This window comes from Methylobacterium sp. C1, from assembly GCF_001854385.1.
Lineage (GTDB): Bacteria > Pseudomonadota > Alphaproteobacteria > Rhizobiales > Beijerinckiaceae > Methylobacterium > Methylobacterium radiotolerans.
Window position 1 is genome coordinate 2,769,888 of sequence record NZ_CP017640.1, and the last position, 16,766, is coordinate 2,786,653.

At 72.4% G+C, this 16,766-nt stretch carries 17 protein-coding genes; 11 read left to right on the plus strand and 6 right to left on the minus strand.

What is annotated here, in order from left to right; all coding sequences use genetic code 11:
* The first annotated feature begins 26 nt into the window (after positions 1-26).
* From gnd to BKE41_RS12835, 3 genes are all read left to right on the plus strand, one after another.
* On the plus strand, positions 27-1,004 hold the full coding sequence (gnd, locus tag BKE41_RS12825) for a phosphogluconate dehydrogenase (NAD(+)-dependent, decarboxylating) (protein ID WP_070999501.1): 978 nt from the start codon (positions 27-29) through the stop codon (positions 1,002-1,004).
* Between the two features lie 55 nt (positions 1,005-1,059).
* Positions 1,060-1,785 (plus strand): 6-phosphogluconolactonase, encoded by a 726-nt coding sequence (gene pgl, locus BKE41_RS12830; protein WP_012319276.1) that lies wholly within the window; start codon positions 1,060-1,062, stop codon positions 1,783-1,785.
* A gap of 250 nt (positions 1,786-2,035) precedes the next feature.
* On the plus strand, positions 2,036-2,557 hold the full coding sequence (locus BKE41_RS12835) for a cysteine dioxygenase family protein (protein ID WP_012319277.1): 522 nt from the start codon (positions 2,036-2,038) through the stop codon (positions 2,555-2,557).
* 22 nt (positions 2,558-2,579) lie between these two features.
* Here the strand turns inward: BKE41_RS12835 and BKE41_RS12840 are convergent, their stop codons facing one another.
* Together BKE41_RS12840 and BKE41_RS12845 are read right to left on the minus strand one after the other, a co-directional pair.
* The gene (locus BKE41_RS12840; protein WP_012319278.1) at positions 2,580-3,041 is read right to left on the minus strand and encodes an Lrp/AsnC family transcriptional regulator; all 462 of its coding nucleotides are present in this window, start codon (positions 3,039-3,041) and stop codon (positions 2,580-2,582) included.
* A 35-nt stretch (positions 3,042-3,076) separates the two neighbouring features.
* Positions 3,077-4,201 carry a 2'-deoxycytidine 5'-triphosphate deaminase gene (locus tag BKE41_RS12845; protein WP_012319279.1) on the minus strand — a complete coding sequence of 375 codons (1,125 nt, stop codon included), beginning with the start codon at positions 4,199-4,201 and terminating at the stop codon, positions 3,077-3,079.
* A 258-nt stretch (positions 4,202-4,459) separates the two neighbouring features.
* Here BKE41_RS12845 and apaG point away from each other — a divergent pair, with 258 nt between their 5' ends.
* From apaG to speG, 3 genes are read left to right on the plus strand one after another with little or no spacing between them, the layout of a single operon-like run.
* Entirely contained in the window at positions 4,460-4,852 is a 393-nt protein-coding gene (apaG, locus tag BKE41_RS12850) for a Co2+/Mg2+ efflux protein ApaG (RefSeq protein ID WP_012319280.1), read from the plus strand.
* A gap of 33 nt (positions 4,853-4,885) precedes the next feature.
* Complete coding sequence (argE, locus tag BKE41_RS12855; RefSeq protein WP_012319281.1) at positions 4,886-6,055, plus strand: acetylornithine deacetylase; 1,170 nt, start codon at positions 4,886-4,888, stop codon at positions 6,053-6,055.
* A 14-nt stretch (positions 6,056-6,069) separates the two neighbouring features.
* The gene (gene speG / locus BKE41_RS12860; protein ID WP_024830042.1) at positions 6,070-6,621 is read left to right on the plus strand and encodes a spermidine N1-acetyltransferase; all 552 of its coding nucleotides are present in this window, start codon (positions 6,070-6,072) and stop codon (positions 6,619-6,621) included.
* Positions 6,622-6,712: 91 nt separating this feature from the next.
* Here the strand turns inward: speG and BKE41_RS12865 are convergent, their stop codons facing one another.
* The 4 genes from BKE41_RS12865 to BKE41_RS12880 form a co-directional block, all read right to left on the minus strand.
* Positions 6,713-7,975 carry a hypothetical protein gene (locus BKE41_RS12865; RefSeq protein ID WP_024830041.1) on the minus strand — a complete coding sequence of 421 codons (1,263 nt, stop codon included), beginning with the start codon at positions 7,973-7,975 and terminating at the stop codon, positions 6,713-6,715.
* Between the two features lie 169 nt (positions 7,976-8,144).
* Positions 8,145-9,188 (minus strand): Hsp33 family molecular chaperone, encoded by a 1,044-nt coding sequence (locus BKE41_RS12870; RefSeq protein ID WP_012319284.1) that lies wholly within the window; start codon positions 9,186-9,188, stop codon positions 8,145-8,147.
* A gap of 277 nt (positions 9,189-9,465) precedes the next feature.
* The gene (argF, locus tag BKE41_RS12875; protein WP_012319285.1) at positions 9,466-10,446 is read right to left on the minus strand and encodes an ornithine carbamoyltransferase; all 981 of its coding nucleotides are present in this window, start codon (positions 10,444-10,446) and stop codon (positions 9,466-9,468) included.
* Positions 10,447-10,613: 167 nt separating this feature from the next.
* The gene (locus tag BKE41_RS12880) at positions 10,614-11,804 is read right to left on the minus strand and encodes an aspartate aminotransferase family protein (protein WP_063110169.1); all 1,191 of its coding nucleotides are present in this window, start codon (positions 11,802-11,804) and stop codon (positions 10,614-10,616) included.
* Positions 11,805-12,116: 312 nt separating this feature from the next.
* On the opposite strand from BKE41_RS12880, the gene BKE41_RS12885 reads away from it, so the two are divergent.
* The 5 genes from BKE41_RS12885 (at position 12,117) to BKE41_RS12905 (ending at position 16,417) form a co-directional block, all read left to right on the plus strand.
* Positions 12,117-12,590: a RidA family protein gene (locus BKE41_RS12885; protein WP_012319287.1), complete on the plus strand. Its 474-nt coding sequence runs from the start codon at positions 12,117-12,119 to the stop codon at positions 12,588-12,590.
* A 2-nt stretch (positions 12,591-12,592) separates the two neighbouring features.
* Entirely contained in the window at positions 12,593-13,342 is a 750-nt protein-coding gene (locus tag BKE41_RS12890) for a glycerophosphodiester phosphodiesterase family protein (protein ID WP_012319288.1), read from the plus strand.
* A 42-nt stretch (positions 13,343-13,384) separates the two neighbouring features.
* On the plus strand, positions 13,385-13,819 hold the full coding sequence (locus BKE41_RS12895) for a lysozyme inhibitor LprI family protein (RefSeq protein WP_070999504.1): 435 nt from the start codon (positions 13,385-13,387) through the stop codon (positions 13,817-13,819).
* A 157-nt stretch (positions 13,820-13,976) separates the two neighbouring features.
* On the plus strand, positions 13,977-15,260 hold the full coding sequence (locus BKE41_RS12900) for a GNAT family N-acetyltransferase (protein ID WP_012319290.1): 1,284 nt from the start codon (positions 13,977-13,979) through the stop codon (positions 15,258-15,260).
* A complete protein-coding gene (locus BKE41_RS12905; RefSeq protein ID WP_012319291.1) occupies positions 15,257-16,417 on the plus strand; it encodes a M20 aminoacylase family protein in 1,161 nt (386 codons plus the stop codon). Before BKE41_RS12900 ends, BKE41_RS12905 begins: the two co-directional genes overlap by 4 nt.
* Positions 16,418-16,766 lie beyond the last annotated feature (349 nt).

Sequence of the window (16,766 nt, forward strand, 5' to 3'; positions counted from 1 at the left end):
GAGGGGAGACTCTGAGGAGATCGGCAATGCAACTCGGCATGATCGGCCTCGGCCGGATGGGCGGCAACATCGTCCGGCGCCTCCTGCGCGACGGGCACACGGCCGTGGTGTTCGACCAGAACCCGGCGGCCGTCGCCGCCCTGGTCGAGGCCGGCGCGGTCGGCGCGTCGAGCCTGGAGAACCTGGTCTCGAAGCTGGAGGTGCCGCGCGCGGCCTGGGTGATGCTGCCGGCCGGGGCGATCACCGAGCAGACCGTCCAGGCGCTCTCGGGGCTGATGCAGGCGGACGACTGCATCATCGACGGCGGCAACTCGTTCTACGGCGACGATGTCCGCCGCGGGGTCGCCCTGAGGGAGAAGGGCCTGCACTACGTGGATGTCGGCACCTCGGGCGGCGTCTGGGGCCTGGAGCGCGGCTACTGCATGATGATCGGCGGGGACAAGGAAGCCGTCGACCGCCTCGACCCGATCTTCAAGACCCTGGCGCCCGGCGTCGGTGACATCCCGAAGACGCCGAACCGCGAGGGGCGCGACCCCCGCGCCGAGCAGGGCTACATCCACGCGGGTCCGACCGGCGCCGGCCACTTCGTGAAGATGGTCCATAACGGCATCGAGTACGGCCTGATGCAGGCCTACGCGGAGGGTTTCGACATCCTCCGCCATGCGAATTCCGCGGACCTGCCGGCCGAGCGCCGCTTCGATCTCAACATGGGCGACATCGCCGAGGTCTGGCGCCGCGGCAGCGTCGTCTCGTCCTGGCTCCTCGACCTGACCGCCCAGGCGCTCGCGGGCGACGAGCAGCTCACCGACTTCTCCGGCTACGTCGAGGATTCGGGCGAGGGCCGCTGGACCATCAACGCCGCCGTCGAGGAGGGCGTCCCCGCGACGGTGCTCTCGGCCGCCCTCTACCGCCGCTTCCGCTCCCGCGAGCACGCGAGCTACGCCGACAAGCTGCTCTCGGCGATGCGCAAGGGCTTCGGCGGTCACCAGGAGCCGAAGGGCTGAGCGGGACGCCCGCGGACCGCCCCGTCCGACCCCCGAAGCCGCAGGGCCCGAACCCATGAGCCTTCCCGTCGGAACGCACGTCCTGAAGGATCCGGAGGCGGTCGCCCGCGAGGCGGCCGAGCGGATCATCGTGGCCTGCGGCGAGACTCGGTCCGAGCGGATCGCGCTCTGCCTCTCGGGCGGCTCGACCCCCAAGGTGCTGTACGGCCTGCTCGCCGGGCCGGATTACGCGGCCCGGGTGCCGTGGGAGCGGATCCACTGGTTCTTCGGGGACGACCGCGCGGTGCCGTGGGACGACCCGCGCAGCAATGTCCGGATGGTCCGGGAAGCGTTCGGCCGCGGATCCCGGATCCCGCCGACGCATCTCCACTTCATCCCCTCGGACGCGGGCCCCGAGGCGGGCGCCCGCGCCTACGAGCGGACGCTCCTCGACTTCTACGGCGCCGACAGCCTCGATCCGGCCCGCCCGCTGTTCGATCTCGTGCTGCTCGGCCTGGGCGAGGACGGCCACACCGCCTCGCTGTTTCCCGGCAAGCCCGCCGTCGACGAGACCCGGCGGCTCGTCGTCGCCGTGCCGGAGGCCGGCCTGGAGCCGTTCGTCCCCCGGATCAGCCTGACGTTGCCGGCGCTCGCGTCTTCCCGGCACGTGCTGTTCCTCGTCACCGGTGCCGGCAAGCGGACCCCGCTGGCCCGGCTCGCCGCGGGCGAGGCGCTGCCCGCCGGCCGCGTGACCAGCACCGGCGCCGTGGCGTGGTTGCTGGACGAGGCCGCGGCCGGCTGAGGCCGGCTGCCGCTCCCGCGTCCCGCGGCGGGACCCTCCGCGCGGGTCCCGCCGCGTCGTCCGGGTGGACGCGCCGGCGTCGGGCTCGCGGGGTTCTCCGCCCTCGCGCAACGCGGTTTCTCGCGGCCGCGCTTTCGCGCAATGACTTTGCCGCACCGGGCGATATCGGGTGCGAGAACGCAACCCGCCCACGCAGGACCTTGGGTACTCTTCGCGCAGCCTCGTGAAGGGCACCGAAGGAGACTGGCCGATGCCGCAGACCGCGACCCCGAACGACGTCGAGGCGATGCTGGCGAACCTCGCCCGCTCCGCGGGCCGGTCGCCGGAGGCCTACCTGGCCTCGGCCCGGTCCACCCTGGTCCGCATCCTGGCGCAGCCGGACCTGCTCGACCCGTCGCGGCTGGTCGGCCAGGGGCCCGGCCTGAGCCGGAACCTCCTGTTCGGCACCGAGGCGATCAGCGTCTGGGCGATGGTCTGGGCGCCCGGCACGGTGACGCCGGTCCACGACCACCACTGCTCGTGCTGCTTCGGCCTGTTGCGCGGCAGCCTCCGGGAGACGTGGTACCGCCCGATCAGCGAGACCCACGCCGTGGCGACCATGGACGCCGTCCGCGAGCCCGGCTTCGTCGCCTGCATGATGCCCACGGGGCCGAACCTGCACCGGATCGCCAATGACGGGCCGGAAGCGGCCGTCTCGATCCACGTCTACGGCTACGACCACCGGGCGCAGGACTCGTCGATCCACCGGACCTACGCGGTGGCGGCGGGCTGAGCCCCGCCGCAGCGCGGTCGCCTCACGCCACGTAGATCGTCGGGACGGCGGTCGTGTACTTCATCTCCTCCATGGCGATGGAGGAGGACAGATTCGAGAAGTCGAGCTTGGCGATGAGGCGCTGGTAGACCGCGTCGTAGGCCTCGATGTCGGGCACGACGATCCGCAGCAGGTAGTCGATCTCGCCGGTCAGGCGCCACGCCTCGACGATCTCCGGGAAGCCGGCGACCACCCGCCGGAAGGCGTCCGACCAGTCTGCGGCGTGGCGCGGCGCCTTCACGGCCACGAACACCGTGGTGGGGACGTTGACCTTGCGGCGATCCACCAGGGCGACCCGGCGACGGATCACTCCGGACGCCTCCAGCTTCTTCACCCGCCGCCAGCACGGCGCCGCGCTGATGCCGACCTGCTCGGCGAGCTCGGCCACCGGGAGCGTCGCGTCCTGCTGGAGGAGATCGAGGATCTTCCGGTCGACGGCGTCCATGCGATCGCTGCTCCCGTCTGCGGGTCCGGGCCGGACTACAGGGCGAAATGCTTCGAGAGCTTGAGCCCCTGGGCCTGGTAGTTCGAGCCGGCCCCGGCCCCGTAGAGCGTCTCCGGCAGGTCGAGCATCCGCTCGTAGACGAGGCGGCCGACGATCTGCCCGTCCTCCAGGAGGAACGGCACGTCGCGGGAGCGGACCTCCAGCACGGCCCGCGCGCCCGCCCCGCCCGCCCCGGCATAGCCGAAGCCCGGGTCGAAGAAGCCCGCGTAGTGGACCCGGAACTCGCCCACCAGGGGATCGAACGGCACCATCTCGGCGGCGTGGTCCGGCGGGACCTGCACGGCCTCCTTCGACGCCAGGATGTAGAACTGGCCGGGGTCGAGGATCAGGCTGCCCGACCCGTCGGCGGCGAGGGGCTCCCAGAAATCCGCGGCCCGGTGGCGGCCGGGGGCGTCCACGTCGACGAGGCCGGTGTGGCGCTTCGCCCGGTAACCCACGAGGCCGTCGAAGCCGGCGAGGTCCACCGAGACCGCGACGCCGCCCTGGAAGGACGGGCTGCCGGCGTCGACCAGGGCCGAGCGGGCGTGCAGCAGGCCGAGCTCGACCTCGGTCAGCCGCGGCGCCCCGCGGCGGAAGCGGATCTGCGACAGCCGCGAGCCGCTGCGCACGAGGACCGGGAAGGTGCGCGGCGAGATCTCCGCGTAGAGCGGCCCGTCGTAGCCGGGCTCGACCTGGTCGAAGGCCTCGCCGCGGTCGGTGATCACGCGGGTGAAGACGTCGATGCGCCCGGTCGAGCTCTTCGGGTTCGCGGCCGCCGCGAGATCGGCCGGCAGGGCGAGGCTCTCCTGGAGCTCCGCGATGTAGACGCAGCCCGTCTCCAGGACGGCGCCCGGGCGCAGGTCGACGGCGTGCAGCGACAGCCGGTCGACGCAGGCCTGGACCGTCCGTCCCGAGCCGGGCAGGAAGCTCGTCCGAACCCGGTAGGCCTTGGCGCCGAGGCGCAGGTCGAGGCTCGCGGGCTGGATCTGGTCGGGTGCGAAGGGGCTCGCGGTCCGGATGCCGCCCGCCTGGGCCAGGGCGGCGATCGCCTGGGCCGGCAGAATGCCGGATCGGCCGTCCGCGCTCGACTCGGCGGCTCCCGTGGCTGCGCCCGCGTTCATCGCGCCCCTGACTCCTTCGCGCGCCCCGGCCGGTCCGCGTCACTCCGATCAGCGTTGTCCGTCGGGACCCGCTAACGCGGGCTTAACCGCTTCCGCAGGCCGCGTCATGCCGGCGCCGCGCCCCGCCGGGGGGCCGGCGTCGCGCGAGGTAGTCCGCCGCAATTGACGACGATTCCGCCGCCCACTACCACCGGCCGGGAAGCGCGTTCCATTCGGCTTCAGCGAGTCGTACCGTCCGAAGAAGGGCCAAACAGGGCGATGTACAAGGCCGAGACGCGGGGAATAAGTGTGACGGTTCAGTCTCGTTTCGTCGAGGAGGAGTCCTCGCCGACCGAGAGCCGCTACTTCTTCGCCTACACGGTCGAGATCGTGAACAACGGCAGCGAGCAGGTCCAGCTGCGCTCGCGCCACTGGCGGATCATCGACGGCCACGGCGCCTGCCAGGAGGTGCGCGGCACCGGGGTGGTCGGCAAGCAGCCGGTGCTGGAGCCGGGCGAGTCCTTCTGCTACACCAGCGGCTGTCCGCTCAACACGCCCGACGGGTTGATGGCCGGCAGCTACACCATGGCGACGGTGGCCGGCGAGAGCTTCGAGGCCGAGATCCCCGCCTTCTCCCTCGACAGCCCGCACGTCCGCCGCAGCCTGCACTGAGGTCCCGGCCGGGGCCTCGCCCCGGAGGAATCCATGTCCGCGACCGGCGAGCGGCTGAGCCCGCTCGACATGCTCGCCCGCCTCGTGTCCTTCGATACGGAGAGCGACAAGTCCAACCTCGCCCTGATCGACGCCGTCAGCGCCTATCTCGACGGCTGGGACGTCCCGTACCTGCGTCTCCCGAACGCGGCGGGCGACAAGGCCGCCATCCTCGCGACGGTCGGCCCGATGGTCGACGGCGGCGTCGTCCTGTCCGGCCATACCGACGTGGTGCCGGTGACGGGCCAGGCCTGGACCAGCGACCCGTTCACCCTGCGCGTCGCCGACGGCCGGGCCTACGGACGGGGCGCGGTCGACATGAAGGGCTTCGACGCGCTGGCCCTAGCCCTGGTGCCCGACATGATCGCCGCCGGCCTGAAGCGGCCGATCCACATCCTGCTCTCCTACGACGAGGAGACGACCTGCCTCGGCTCGATGGACGGGATCGCGCGGTTCGGCGACGGCCTGCCCCGCCCGGCCGCGGTGATCGTCGGCGAGCCCACCGGGATGGAGGTGGCGGACGCCCACAAGAGCATCGTCACCTGCCTCACCACGGTCCACGGCCACGAGGCCCATTCCGCCCGCCCGGCCCTCGGCGCGAACGCCGTGTCGGCCGCCTGCGACCTCGTCGCCGGCCTCAACCGGATCGCCGACCTGATGATCGAGCGCGGCGACCCGTCCGGGCGGTTCGATCCCGCCTCGACCACGGTCCATGTCGGGACGATCCAGGGCGGCACCGCGCGCAACATCCTCGCCAAGGAGTGCCGCTTCCTCTGGGAGTATCGCGGCCTGCCCGATCTCGACCCGGCCGAGATCCCGCGGCTCTTCGCGGCCGAGGTCGAGCGGGTCACCCGCGAGCGCCTCAACCGCTACGGCGCGTACGGGCGGATCGAGACGCTGGAGGAGGTCGACATTCCGGGCCTCGCTCCGGAGCCGGGCTCGGAGGCCGAGCGCCTCTGCCTGCGCCTCGCGGGACGCAACCGCACCGTCGCGGTCCCCTACGCCACGGAGGCCGGGCGCTTCCAGGCGGCGGGTCTCCCGACGGTGGTCTGCGGCCCCGGCGACATCGCCCAGGCGCACCAGCCCGACGAGTTCATCACCCTCGATGCCCTGGGCCAGGGTGAGCACTTCCTGCGCAAGCTGATCGAGGTGGGTGCGTCATGAATGCGGTGACCGGTATCACCATCAAGCTGCGCCCGCTGGAGCGGGAGGACCTGCGCTTCGTCCACCAGCTCAACAACAACGACAGCATCATGCGCTACTGGTTCGAGGAGGCCTACGAGTCCTTCGCCGAACTGCAGCAGCTCTACGAGCGCAACATCCACAATCAGACCGAGCGGCGCTTCATCGTGGCCGACCCGAGCGGGGAGCCGGCCGGGCTGATCGAGCTCGTCGAGATCAACCACCTGCACCGGCGCTGCGAGTTCCAGATCGCGATCCACCCGAGCTTCCAGGGCCGCGGCTACGCGTGGCAGGCCACCCGGATCGCCATGGATTACGCCTTCAGCGTGCTCAACATCCACAAGCTCTACCTGCACGTCGACCGGGACAACGCCCGGGCCGTGCGGATCTACGAGCGCTGCGGCTTCCACCCGGAGGGCGTGCTGAAGGACGAGTTCTTCGTGAACGGGCGGTATCGCGACGCCGTGCGGATGTGCCTGTTCCAGCCCGAATATCTCAGGGCCCGCGGCGGCGGCGGCGACATCGCGGAGCCCGTCTTGAAGGCCTGAACCGGGTCCCGTCCGCCGCCCGCGGGCGCCGTCGACCCGAGACGACGAGGGGGAGGAGCCGGTCGGCTCCCCCCCCCCAAGCTCACGCTTTTCAGTTGCGGCCGGCACCGCCCGCCTGGCCGCCGGCCCGGCCGGCGCCCTGGGCGCCGCCCATGGCGCCGTTGCCGCCCGTGCTGCCGCTCATGCCGCCGCGCTCCGCGCCGCCGGTCCGGCCGCCCTCGGCGCCGGACTTCATGCCGCCCTGCTGGCCGCCGCGATCCGACGCGTTGCGGATGCCGTCCTGCTGGCCGCCGCGCATGTCGCTGTTGCGCACGCCGTCGTTCTTGCCCTCCTGACGGGACGCCTTGTCCATCCCGCGATCCTGGCCGCGGTCGTTGCGGTCCGTCCGGCCGTCGTTGCGGCCCTCGTTGCGCGACGCGTTGCGGATGCCGTCCCGCTCGCCGCGATTGTCGAAGCGCGCCCCGGCGCGCTGCTCGGAGCGGAAGCTCGCGCTGACCGCGCCGCCGCCGCTGAGGCGCCGGTACTCGGCCGACCCGTAGCGCACCCGCTGGCCGCGGATCGTCACGTAGCGGTCCTCCTGGACCGAGACGAGGCGGCGGTACTCGGGCGAGCCGTAGAGCACCCGCTGGCCCCGGATCACGACGTAGCGCGCGCGCGGGCCGGTCTCGCGGACGCTGACCAGGCGGCGGTACTCGGGCGAGCCGTAGAGCACCCGCTGGCCGCGGATCACGACGTAGCGCGCGCGCGGGCCGCGGTTCTCGGTGACGACGAGGCGGCGATACTCCGGCGAGCCGTACACGACCCGGCGGCCGCCGATGAACACGTAGCGGCCCTCGCGGCGGAAGCCGCCCTCGACCCGCTCGGACCGGACATCCGTCCGGCTCACGTCCGTCCGGCCGCGGAAGTCGGTGCGGTCGGCGCGACGGTCACCGCGGCGGTCGCCGCGATCGGCACGCGCGCCGTCGCGATCCCCGCGCTCGTCGCGGTCGGCGCGATCGCCGCGGCGGTCGCCCCGCTCGGCGCCGGCCCTGTCCTGAGCCGTGCGATCCTGGGCCATGCGATCCTGGCCCGAGCGGCCCTCGCCGCCGGCCTCGCGGCCCTGCGCGGACCGACCCGCCTCGGCGCCGGAGCGGTCGGACGCCGCCTGGCGACCGCCCTTCATGTCGCCCTGCATGCCACCCTGCGCGCCGCCCTGCATGCCGCCGCGGTCGCCGCCACCGGCCTTCATGCCGGACTCGGCGCCACCCTGACCGCCGCGACCGCCCATCCCGGCGCCGCGATCGGCGCCACCCTGCTGGGCATAGGCCGAGGTGCTGATCAGCAGCGCGGCCAATCCGATCGACAATTTCCGCATGGCGTACCCTCCAATGTTGAATCTGCCACGCAACGTCAAAGGTCGCGAAACGGTTCAGCCTGGAGGGCTCAAAAATTTACGCAACGAATACCGATCTTCGTGCGTTTCGCGCGGAAAAGCTTGGCCGTAGACGCGGGCATGCTGGTCCGCAGGCCCGCTGTCCTGCGCTCTACTGGCTCGGCTGTCCGGCGATCTCGGCCTCGACCTCCTGGGGATCGAGGTCGTAGCGCCGGGAGCAGAACTCGCAGGTGATGACGATGCGCCCGTCATCCGCCACCATGTCGTGCCGTTCCTGCGGCGAGAACGAGCGGATCATGCCCATCACGCGCTCCCGCGAGCAGCGGCATGTCTCCTGGACCGGCTGACGGTCGAACACCCGCACGCCGCGCTCGTGGAACAGCCGGTAAAGCAGCCGCTCGCTGGACACGTGCGGATCGACCAGCTCGTGGTCCTCGATGGTCGCGACCAGCGAGCGGGCCTCGACCCAGGCATCGTCCTCCGGCGCCTCCCCCGAGAGATGCGCGTGGCCCTCCGGGATGTCGCCCGGGGGCAGGTCGGCGAGGCGCGCCCGGTCCACCGACTGGGGCAGGAACTGCACGAGCAGGCCGCCGGCCCGCCAGCGCCCGGCCCCCTCCTCCACGGCCTCGGCCACGGCGAGGCGCACCTGCGTGGGGATCTGCTCCGACTGGCGGAAATACTGGTGCGCGGCCTCCTCCAGGCTCTGGCCCTCGAGGGCGACGACGCCCTGGTAGCGGCTCGCGGCGGTGCCCTGGTCGATGGTCATGGCGAGATGGCCGGTGCCGATCAGCTCGGCATCCTTGAGCGGCCCGGCGCCGAGGGCGGCGACCCGCTCCGGCTCGAACCGCGCGGTGGCGCGCAGCCGGTCCGGGGCCTCGAAATCGACCACGATCATCGCGACCGGACCGTCGGTCTTGGTCTGGAGCTGGAACCGGCCCTCGAACTTGAGCGAGGAGCCGAGCAGCACCGTCAGCGCCGCCGCCTCGCCGAGGAGGCGCGCCACCGGGTCCGGGTAGCCGTGGCGGCGCAGGATCGTGTCCACGGCGGGACCGAGCCGGACGACGCGCCCGCGCACGTCCAGCGCCTCGACGGCGAAGGGCAGCACGGCGTCGTCCGCGCCGGCGTGGCCGTTGCCGGCATTCTCGGCCCGCGACTGGGATGGCGACTGGGGGTGCGACTGCGTTCCTGAGGTCATGCCCTCTCCGATCGATGCGTCCGGCCTCTCGTGCCGGCAGAGCGTGGATCCGTCCTCCCGGGGGCCGGGCGGCGTGAGGCGATGACCTTGGCGGAGCGATCGGATCCCTCACCCCGTCCAGCCCGGAGCGGGAGCGGCGGCGCAGCGCGCCCCGTTCGTCGCCGGGATGCCGCCTTCCGGCGGCCGCGATGGGGAGACGGACGGCACGGGCCGCCCGCTCACGCCTATATGGTGCCCCGACCCCGCGAGCGCGAGGCCGGACGTGGCGACCGCGGGCTCAGAGCCCGCTGGCGCCCAGGCACCAGGCCAGGATGCCCTTCTGCGCGTGCAGGCGGTTCTCGGCCTCGTCGAACACCACGGAGCGCGGGCCGTCCATCACCTCGGCCGTCACCTCCTCGCCGCGGTGGGCCGGGAGGCAGTGCATGAAGATCGCGTCCGGGTTCGCCGCCGCCATCAGCGCGTCGTTGACCTGATAGGGGCTCAGCAGGTTGTGCCGGTGCGCCTCGTCGTCGTCGCCCATCGACACCCAGCAATCGGTGACCACCGCATCGACGCCGTCCACGGCCGCGAAGGCGTCGGTGGTGACGTGGACGTCGGCACCCTCCTGCTGCGCCCAGGCGAGGAGCGCCGGCGGCGGCGCGAGTTCCGGCGGGCTCGCGATGTTCAGGGTGAAGTCGAACCGGGCGGCGGCGTGAACCCAGCTCGCCAGCACGTTGTTCGCATCGCCCGACCACGCGACCTTGCGGCCCCGGATCGGCCCGCGATGCTCCTCGAAGGTCAGCACGTCGGCCATGATCTGGCACGGGTGCGAGACCTTGGTCAGCGCGTTGATCACCGGGACGGTGGCGTACTCGGCCAGCTCCAGCATCTGACCGTGGTCGAGGATGCGGATCATGATCGCGTCGACGAAGCGCGAGAGCACCTGCGCGGTGTCGCCGATGGTCTCGCCGCGGCCGAGCTGCATCTCGGAGCCGGTGAGCATCAGGGTCTCGCCGCCGAGCTCGCGCATCGCCACGTCGAAGGAGACGCGGGTGCGGGTCGAGGGCCGGTCGAACACCATGGCGAGGGTCTTGCCGGTGAGCGGGCGCTCGGCAGCCAGCTCGCCCTTGCGGCGGCGCGCCTTGATGGCGGCGCTGGCATCGAGGACCCGGCGCAGCTCCGCCCCGGAGAAATCCTTGAGATCGAGGAAATGACGAGGGCCGGCACCGTTCAGGTGCCTGGCCGGGGCGTGTGCCCGGCCGTCAATCTGGGCTTTCATCGCGTCACAATACTAGAGTCTGCTCAACGATCACCTGATCATGAACCGCACTCTACCTCCTGGCAGGGGCATCTCCGTCACGCGCGGCGGGATCGACCGCGCCCGGAAATGCTTCGGGCCGCCCTCCGGGATCCGGGGGGCGGTGTTCTCAATCGCGCGGATCGATCCTACTCGGCCGCGCCGCGCACGGCCTCGAAGCCGGACGCCGCCGCGTCCAGGCGGCGGACCGCCTCGTCGATCTCGGCCTCGCCGATGGTCAGCGGCGGCAGCAGGCGGACGATGTTGTCGCCCGCCGGGATGACCAGCAGGTGGGCGTCCCGCGCGGCGGCGGCGAAGTCGGTGTTCGGCACGCCGAGCTTGAGGCCGAGCATCAGCCCCTCGCCGCGGATCTCCTGGATGACGTGCGGGTGGCGGTCGCGCAGGGCCGCGAGCTTCTGCTTGAGCAGCAGGCCGGACCGGGCGACGCGCGCGAGGAAGCCCTCCTCCAGCACCACGTCCAGCACGGCGTTGCCCACCGCCATGGCGAGCGGGTTGCCGCCGAAGGTGGTCCCGTGCGTGCCGGCGGTCATGCCGCGGGCGGCCTCGCGGGTCGCGAGGCAGGCGCCGAGCGGGAAGCCGCCGCCGATGCCCTTGGCGACGCTCATGATGTCCGGGGTGATGCCGGACCATTCGTGCGCGAACAGCCGGCCCGTGCGGCCGACGCCGGTCTGGACCTCGTCCATGATCAGCAGGAGGCCGTTGGCGTCGCAGATCTCGCGCAGCCGGCGCAGGTCCGCGTGGGGGATCTCCCGAACGCCGCCCTCGCCCTGGATCGGCTCGATCATCAGCGCCGCCGTCTCCGGCCCGATCGCCGCCTCGAGCGCCGCCCAGTCGCCGGCCGGGACCTGGTCGAAGCCCTCGACCTTCGGACCGAAGCCCTCGATGTACTTCTGCTGGCCGCCGGCCGCGAGCGTCGCCAGCGTCCGCCCGTGGAAGGCGCCCGCGAAGGTGACGATCCGGTAGCGCTCCGGCTGCCCACCGGCCGCGTGGTACTTGCGGGCGATCTTGATCGCCGCCTCGTTCGCCTCCGCGCCCGAGTTGCAGAAGAACACCACGTCCGCGAAGGTCGTGTCGACGAGGCGTTGCCCGAGGCGCTCGCCGCCCGGAATCTGGAACAGGTTCGAGGTGTGCCAGATCTTGCTCGCCTGCTCGGTCAGCGCGCCGACGAGGTGCGGGTGCGCGTGGCCGAGGCCGTTCACCGCGATGCCGGCGCCGAAGTCGAGGTATCGCTCCCCGCCCTCCGTCACGAGCCAGGCGCCCTCGCCGCGCTCGAAGGCGAGCGGCGCGCGGACGTAGGTCGGCAGAAGGGCTGACGTCACGGGTCCCATCTCCGTTTCACGCAGGATCCCGGAGCGAGCGTTGAGCCGGCTCCAAATGAAAGTGCCGCCTCAGTCCTGGGCGGCACGCGCGCGATTACTATGAAAGAGCCGCCGCCTGTCAACGTTTCAGTGCCCGGCGGACCCGCCGGGCAGCCCTGCACGCGGCACCGATAGGGCTGATCTCGACGGTCAAGCGGCGGCGGTCTCGCCCCGGGCCGACGGAGAATCGAAGGTCTGCGGAACCGGCCCTTGCGCCGCGGGGGGCGGCCGTGCTCCTGCTCCCGCGGATTCGCAGGAACCAGGGAGAACCCGATGAGCTCGATCAAGGAACGCCTGGCGGCGCTGGGCCTGACCCTGCCGAGGGCGGCGGCGCCGGTCGCCAACTACGTGCCGTTCGTGCGCACCGGCAACTTGGTGGTGATCTCCGGCCAGGTCTGCTTCGGCGCGGACGGCGCCATCGCGGCCGAGCACAAGGGCAAGGTCGGCGGCGGCGTCTCGGCCGAGGCCGGCAAGGCGGCCGCCCGCCTGTGCGCCCTCAACGTCCTCGCCCAGCTCGAGGCCGCGGTGGGCGACCTCGACCGCGCGGTGGTCCAGTGCGTCCGGCTCGGCGGCTTCATCAACGCGGCGCCGGGCTTCTCGGCCGTGGCCGGCGTGATGAACGGCGCCTCCGACCTGATGGTCGAGCTGCTCGGCGACCGCGGGCGCCACGCCCGCTCCACCGTCGGCGTGGCCGAGCTGCCCCTCGACGCCGCCGTCGAGGTCGAGGCGATGTTCGAGGTCCGCTGACGGTGGCCGCCCCCGACTGGCTCACCGCGCGGCCGATCGCCCATCGCGGCCTGCACGACCGCGCGGCGGGCCGGCCGGAGAACACGCTGGCGGCGGCCCGGGCGGCGGTCGCGGGCGGCTTCGCCATCGAGTGCGACGTCCAGCTCAGCGCCGACGGCGAGGCGATGGTCTTCCACGACGCCGCCCTCGGGCGCCTGACGGGGACGGGCGCGGCTCTGGCCGACCGGTCGGCCGCCGAACTCGGGACGCTCGCCGTCGCCGGGTCCGCGGAGACGATCCCGACGCTGCCGGCCTTCCTGGCGGCGGTGGCCGGGGCGGTGCCGGTGGTGATCGAGGTGAAGTCCCGCTACGACGGCGACCTGCGGCTCGCGACCCGCACCGCCGAGATCGCCGCGGCCTGCGCCGGGCCGGTGGCGCTGAAATCCTTCGACCCGCAGGTGGTCGCGGCCCTGCGCGACCTCTGCCCCGCCACGATCCCGCGGGGCATCGTGGCGGAGACGACGCAGGACGATCCGGTCTACGCGGCCCTGACGCCCTCGCTCCGCCGGTCGCTCTCCGACCTGCTGCACCTCGCCGAGACGCGGCCCGACTTCCTGTCCTGGCGGGTGGACGACCTGCCCTGCGCGCCGACCTACCTCTGCCGGCTGCTCGGTCAGATCCCCGTCATGACCTGGACGGTCCGGACCGCGGAGCAACGCGCCCGCGCGGCCGCGCACGCGGATCAGATGGTGTTCGAGGGGTTCGTCCCGTAAATTTTCCTACGCCCTGTCCGATTCCGTCCGACCAAGATCGCCATGACCGTTACGAGTGACGCGCGCGCGCGGTTCGCGCGGCTCTGCCGGGGCCTCGCCCTCGCCGCGACCCTGCTCTCCCCGGCACCCGCTGCGGCGGCCGACCCGTGCGAGGGCACGACCCAGGCGGATCTCAACGCCTGCGCGGGCGCCGATTACCGGGCCGCCGACACCGCGCTGAACGCCGTCTACGGGCAGCTGACGAAGAAGATCGGCCCGAAGACGAAGGACGCCCTGCGGGGCGCCCAGAAGGCCTGGCTGTCGTACCGGGACGCGACCTGCTTCCTCGAGACCCTGGGCCTCGAGGGGGGCTCGGCCTACGCGATGGCGTACAACGGCTGCCTGAAGGGGCTGACCGACGCGCGGATCAAGGTCCTGAAGGGATACCTCGACTGCAAGGCGGACGACGTCTCCTGCGTCGGCCGCCTCGGCGAGTGAGCGCGCGCCGCGACCGTGACGTCCGGTTCGGGCGTCCGGCGCGACGACGGGTCCGGCCCGCGGCGGGTGACGTCGGCGGCCGTCTGACAACGCTGCCGCGGGTGCCGTGCGCATCCGCCCGCTTGCTCCCGGCCGGTCACGGGCTAGACTCCGGCCCATGAAGCAAGCACCCGGGCCGACGCCGGAGACCGCCGCACTGACCGTGCGAGCGCTTCCCGGATTGAAGGAGATCGGCGCGGCGGAATGGGATGCCTGCGCCTTCTCGTCCGAGACCCTGGCGGCGGGCGACGAGACCCACAACCCCTTCCTGTCGTACGCCTTCCTGTCGGCGCTGGAGGATTCGGGCTGCGTCTCGCGCAGGACCGGCTGGCTGCCGCTCCACGTCTCCGTCGAGCGCGACGGCGCGCGCCTCGGCGTGGCGCCCTGCTACCTGAAATCGCACAGCCAGGGCGAGTACGTCTTCGACCACGGCTGGGCCGACGCCTACGAGCGGGCCGGCGGCGCCTACTACCCCAAGCTCCAGGTCAGCGTGCCGTTCACGCCGGTGACCGGGCCGCGCTTCCTGATCGCCCCGGGGGCCGATCCCGACGAGGCCACGGCCGGCCTCGTCGCGGGCCTGCGGGCGCTGCGGGGCGAGACCAAGGCCTCCTCGATCCACGTCACCTTCATGCGCGAGGCGGAGTGGGAGCGGGCCGGCGCGGCCGGCTTCCTGCAGCGCACCGACCAGCAGTTCCACTGGCAGAACGACGGCTACGCGACCTTCGACGATTTCCTGTCCGCCCTCGCCTCGCGCAAGCGCAAGACCATCCGCAAGGAGCGCCGTGACGCCCTGGCGCCCGGCATCACGGTGGAGCACCTGACCGGCGCGGACATCACCGAGGCCCACTGGGACGCGTTCTACGCCTTCTACATGGACACGGGCTCCCGGAAATGGGGCCGGCCCTACCTCAACCGCCGGTTCTTCTCGCTCCTGTCCGAGCGCATGGCCGACCGGGTGCTGCTCGTGATGGCCAAGCGCGGCGACGCCTACATCGCCGGGGCCATCAACCTGATCGGCGACACGGCGCTCTACGGGCGCAACTGGGGCTGCATCGAGGACCACCCCTTCCTGCATTTCGAGGTCTGCTACTACCAGGCGATCGATTTCGCGATCGCCCGCGGCCTGAAGCGCGTGGAGGCGGGCGCCCAGGGGGAGCACAAGCTCGCCCGCGGCTACCGGCCGGTCCTGATGCACTCGGCCCACGACATCGCCGACCCGGCGCTGCGCCGCGCGGTGGCCGATTACTTGCAGCGGGAGCGCGCCCACGTCGCCGAGGCGGTCGATGTCCTCGACACGCTGACGCCGTTCCGGCGCGCGGACCAGGGCGGCGCCCGCGAGGGCGCGACGCCGTCCGGATCCCCGTCCCCCAACACGTCCCCCCCCGAGAGTGCCGAGTCATGAGCCCGATCGACCGCATCAAGACCTACGCCGACGAGTTGACGGCCCTGCGCCGCGACCTGCACGCCCATCCGGAACTCGGCTTCGAGGAGGTGCGCACCGCCGGCATCGTGGCCGATCTCCTCGAGAAATTCGGCTGCGAGGTGCATCGCGGCGTCGGCGGCACCGGGGTGGTGGGCCTGCTCAAGGGCCGCACCGACAACGGCAAGCGCATCGGCCTGCGCGCCGACATGGACGCCCTGCCCATCGAAGAGGAGACCAACCTCCCCTACCGCTCGACCTACGCGGGCAAGATGCACGCCTGCGGCCATGACGGGCACACCACGATGCTGGTCGGCGCGGCGCGCTACCTCGCCGAGACCCGCGATTTCGACGGCACCGCGGTGTTCGTGTTCCAGCCGGCCGAGGAGGGCCGCGGCGGCGCCCGGGCCATGCTGAAGGACGGCCTGTTCGAGCGCTTCCCCTGCGACGAGATCTACGGGCTGCACAACCAGCCCGGCGGCGGCCACGGCATGATCAAGCTGCGGCCGGGACCGATCATGGCGGCGGCGGACTTCTTCGACATCCACATCCGCGGCAAGGGCATCCACGCCGCCCAGCCGCACCGGGGCGTCGACCCGATCATCATCGCCACCGGCCTCGCCCAGGCCCTCCAGTCGATCGTGTCGCGCAACGCCGATCCGCTGAAGTCCATCGTCCTGTCGATCACCCGGATCGAGGCGGGCTCCGCCTACAACGTGATCCCGGAGACGGCCCATCTCGCCGGCACGATCCGCACCTTCGACAAGGAGATCCGGGCGCTGGCCGGCACCCGCATGCGTGAGCTGGCGGCGGGCTTCGGCGCGGCCTACGGCGCCGAGGTCACCGTCGACCTGCAGGACGTGTTCTCCGTCCTGGAGAACGCCCCCGAGCAGGCGGCCGCCGCCACGGAGGTCGCCACCGAGCTCCTGGGCGCCGACAAGGTCGAATCGAACGTCGTGCCCAAGATGGGCAGCGAGGACTTCGCCGACATGACCATGGCGGTCCCCGGCGCCTATGTCTGGCTCGGCGCCAATCCGGGCCCCGGCCTGCACAATGCCGGCTACAACTTCGACGACTCGATCATCCCGATCGGCAGCGCCTTCCTGGCGCGGATGGTGGAGCGCCGCACCGCGGCCTGAGGCCGGGCCGTCGCCGCCGTCCGGGACTTTCCGGATGGCGGGCGATGTCGCCGCGCGCGCCCGGTCGGCCGTCGACAGCGCGGCCGATCGGTGCGAATCCTGACGGAACTCGCCCGCGCGCCGACGCGGGCCGCGACGGGAGGGCGCCATGTCATCGGAGATGCGGGAATCGCGCGCGGCGCTCATCCTGCTCGCCGCCTCGGTCGGCGCGGTCCTGATTTTCGGCGCCTTCACGCTGCTCACCCAGCTCGGCTGAGGCGCGACCGCGATTACAACCTGAACGGGTTGGTTCCGGGTCATATCGACCCGGTGCGGCCGCCCGAAGAACGGGATTCCGCTATCCGCGCAG

Coding starts and splice junctions, on each gene's coding strand:
- gnd (WP_070999501.1), top strand. CDS start 27: ATGCAACTCGGCATGATCGGCCTCGGCCGGATGGGCGGCAACATCGTC.
- pgl (WP_012319276.1), top strand. CDS start 1,060: ATGAGCCTTCCCGTCGGAACGCACGTCCTGAAGGATCCGGAGGCGGTC.
- BKE41_RS12835 (WP_012319277.1), top strand. CDS start 2,036: ATGCCGCAGACCGCGACCCCGAACGACGTCGAGGCGATGCTGGCGAAC.
- BKE41_RS12840 (WP_012319278.1), bottom strand. CDS start 3,041: ATGGACGCCGTCGACCGGAAGATCCTCGATCTCCTCCAGCAGGACGCG.
- BKE41_RS12845 (WP_012319279.1), bottom strand. CDS start 4,201: ATGAACGCGGGCGCAGCCACGGGAGCCGCCGAGTCGAGCGCGGACGGC.
- apaG (WP_012319280.1), top strand. CDS start 4,460: ATGTACAAGGCCGAGACGCGGGGAATAAGTGTGACGGTTCAGTCTCGT.
- argE (WP_012319281.1), top strand. CDS start 4,886: ATGTCCGCGACCGGCGAGCGGCTGAGCCCGCTCGACATGCTCGCCCGC.
- BKE41_RS12865 (WP_024830041.1), bottom strand. CDS start 7,975: ATGCGGAAATTGTCGATCGGATTGGCCGCGCTGCTGATCAGCACCTCG.
- BKE41_RS12870 (WP_012319284.1), bottom strand. CDS start 9,188: ATGACCTCAGGAACGCAGTCGCACCCCCAGTCGCCATCCCAGTCGCGG.
- argF (WP_012319285.1), bottom strand. CDS start 10,446: ATGAAAGCCCAGATTGACGGCCGGGCACACGCCCCGGCCAGGCACCTG.
- BKE41_RS12885 (WP_012319287.1), top strand. CDS start 12,117: ATGAGCTCGATCAAGGAACGCCTGGCGGCGCTGGGCCTGACCCTGCCG.
- BKE41_RS12895 (WP_070999504.1), top strand. CDS start 13,385: ATGACCGTTACGAGTGACGCGCGCGCGCGGTTCGCGCGGCTCTGCCGG.
- BKE41_RS12900 (WP_012319290.1), top strand. CDS start 13,977: ATGAAGCAAGCACCCGGGCCGACGCCGGAGACCGCCGCACTGACCGTG.
- BKE41_RS12905 (WP_012319291.1), top strand. CDS start 15,257: ATGAGCCCGATCGACCGCATCAAGACCTACGCCGACGAGTTGACGGCC.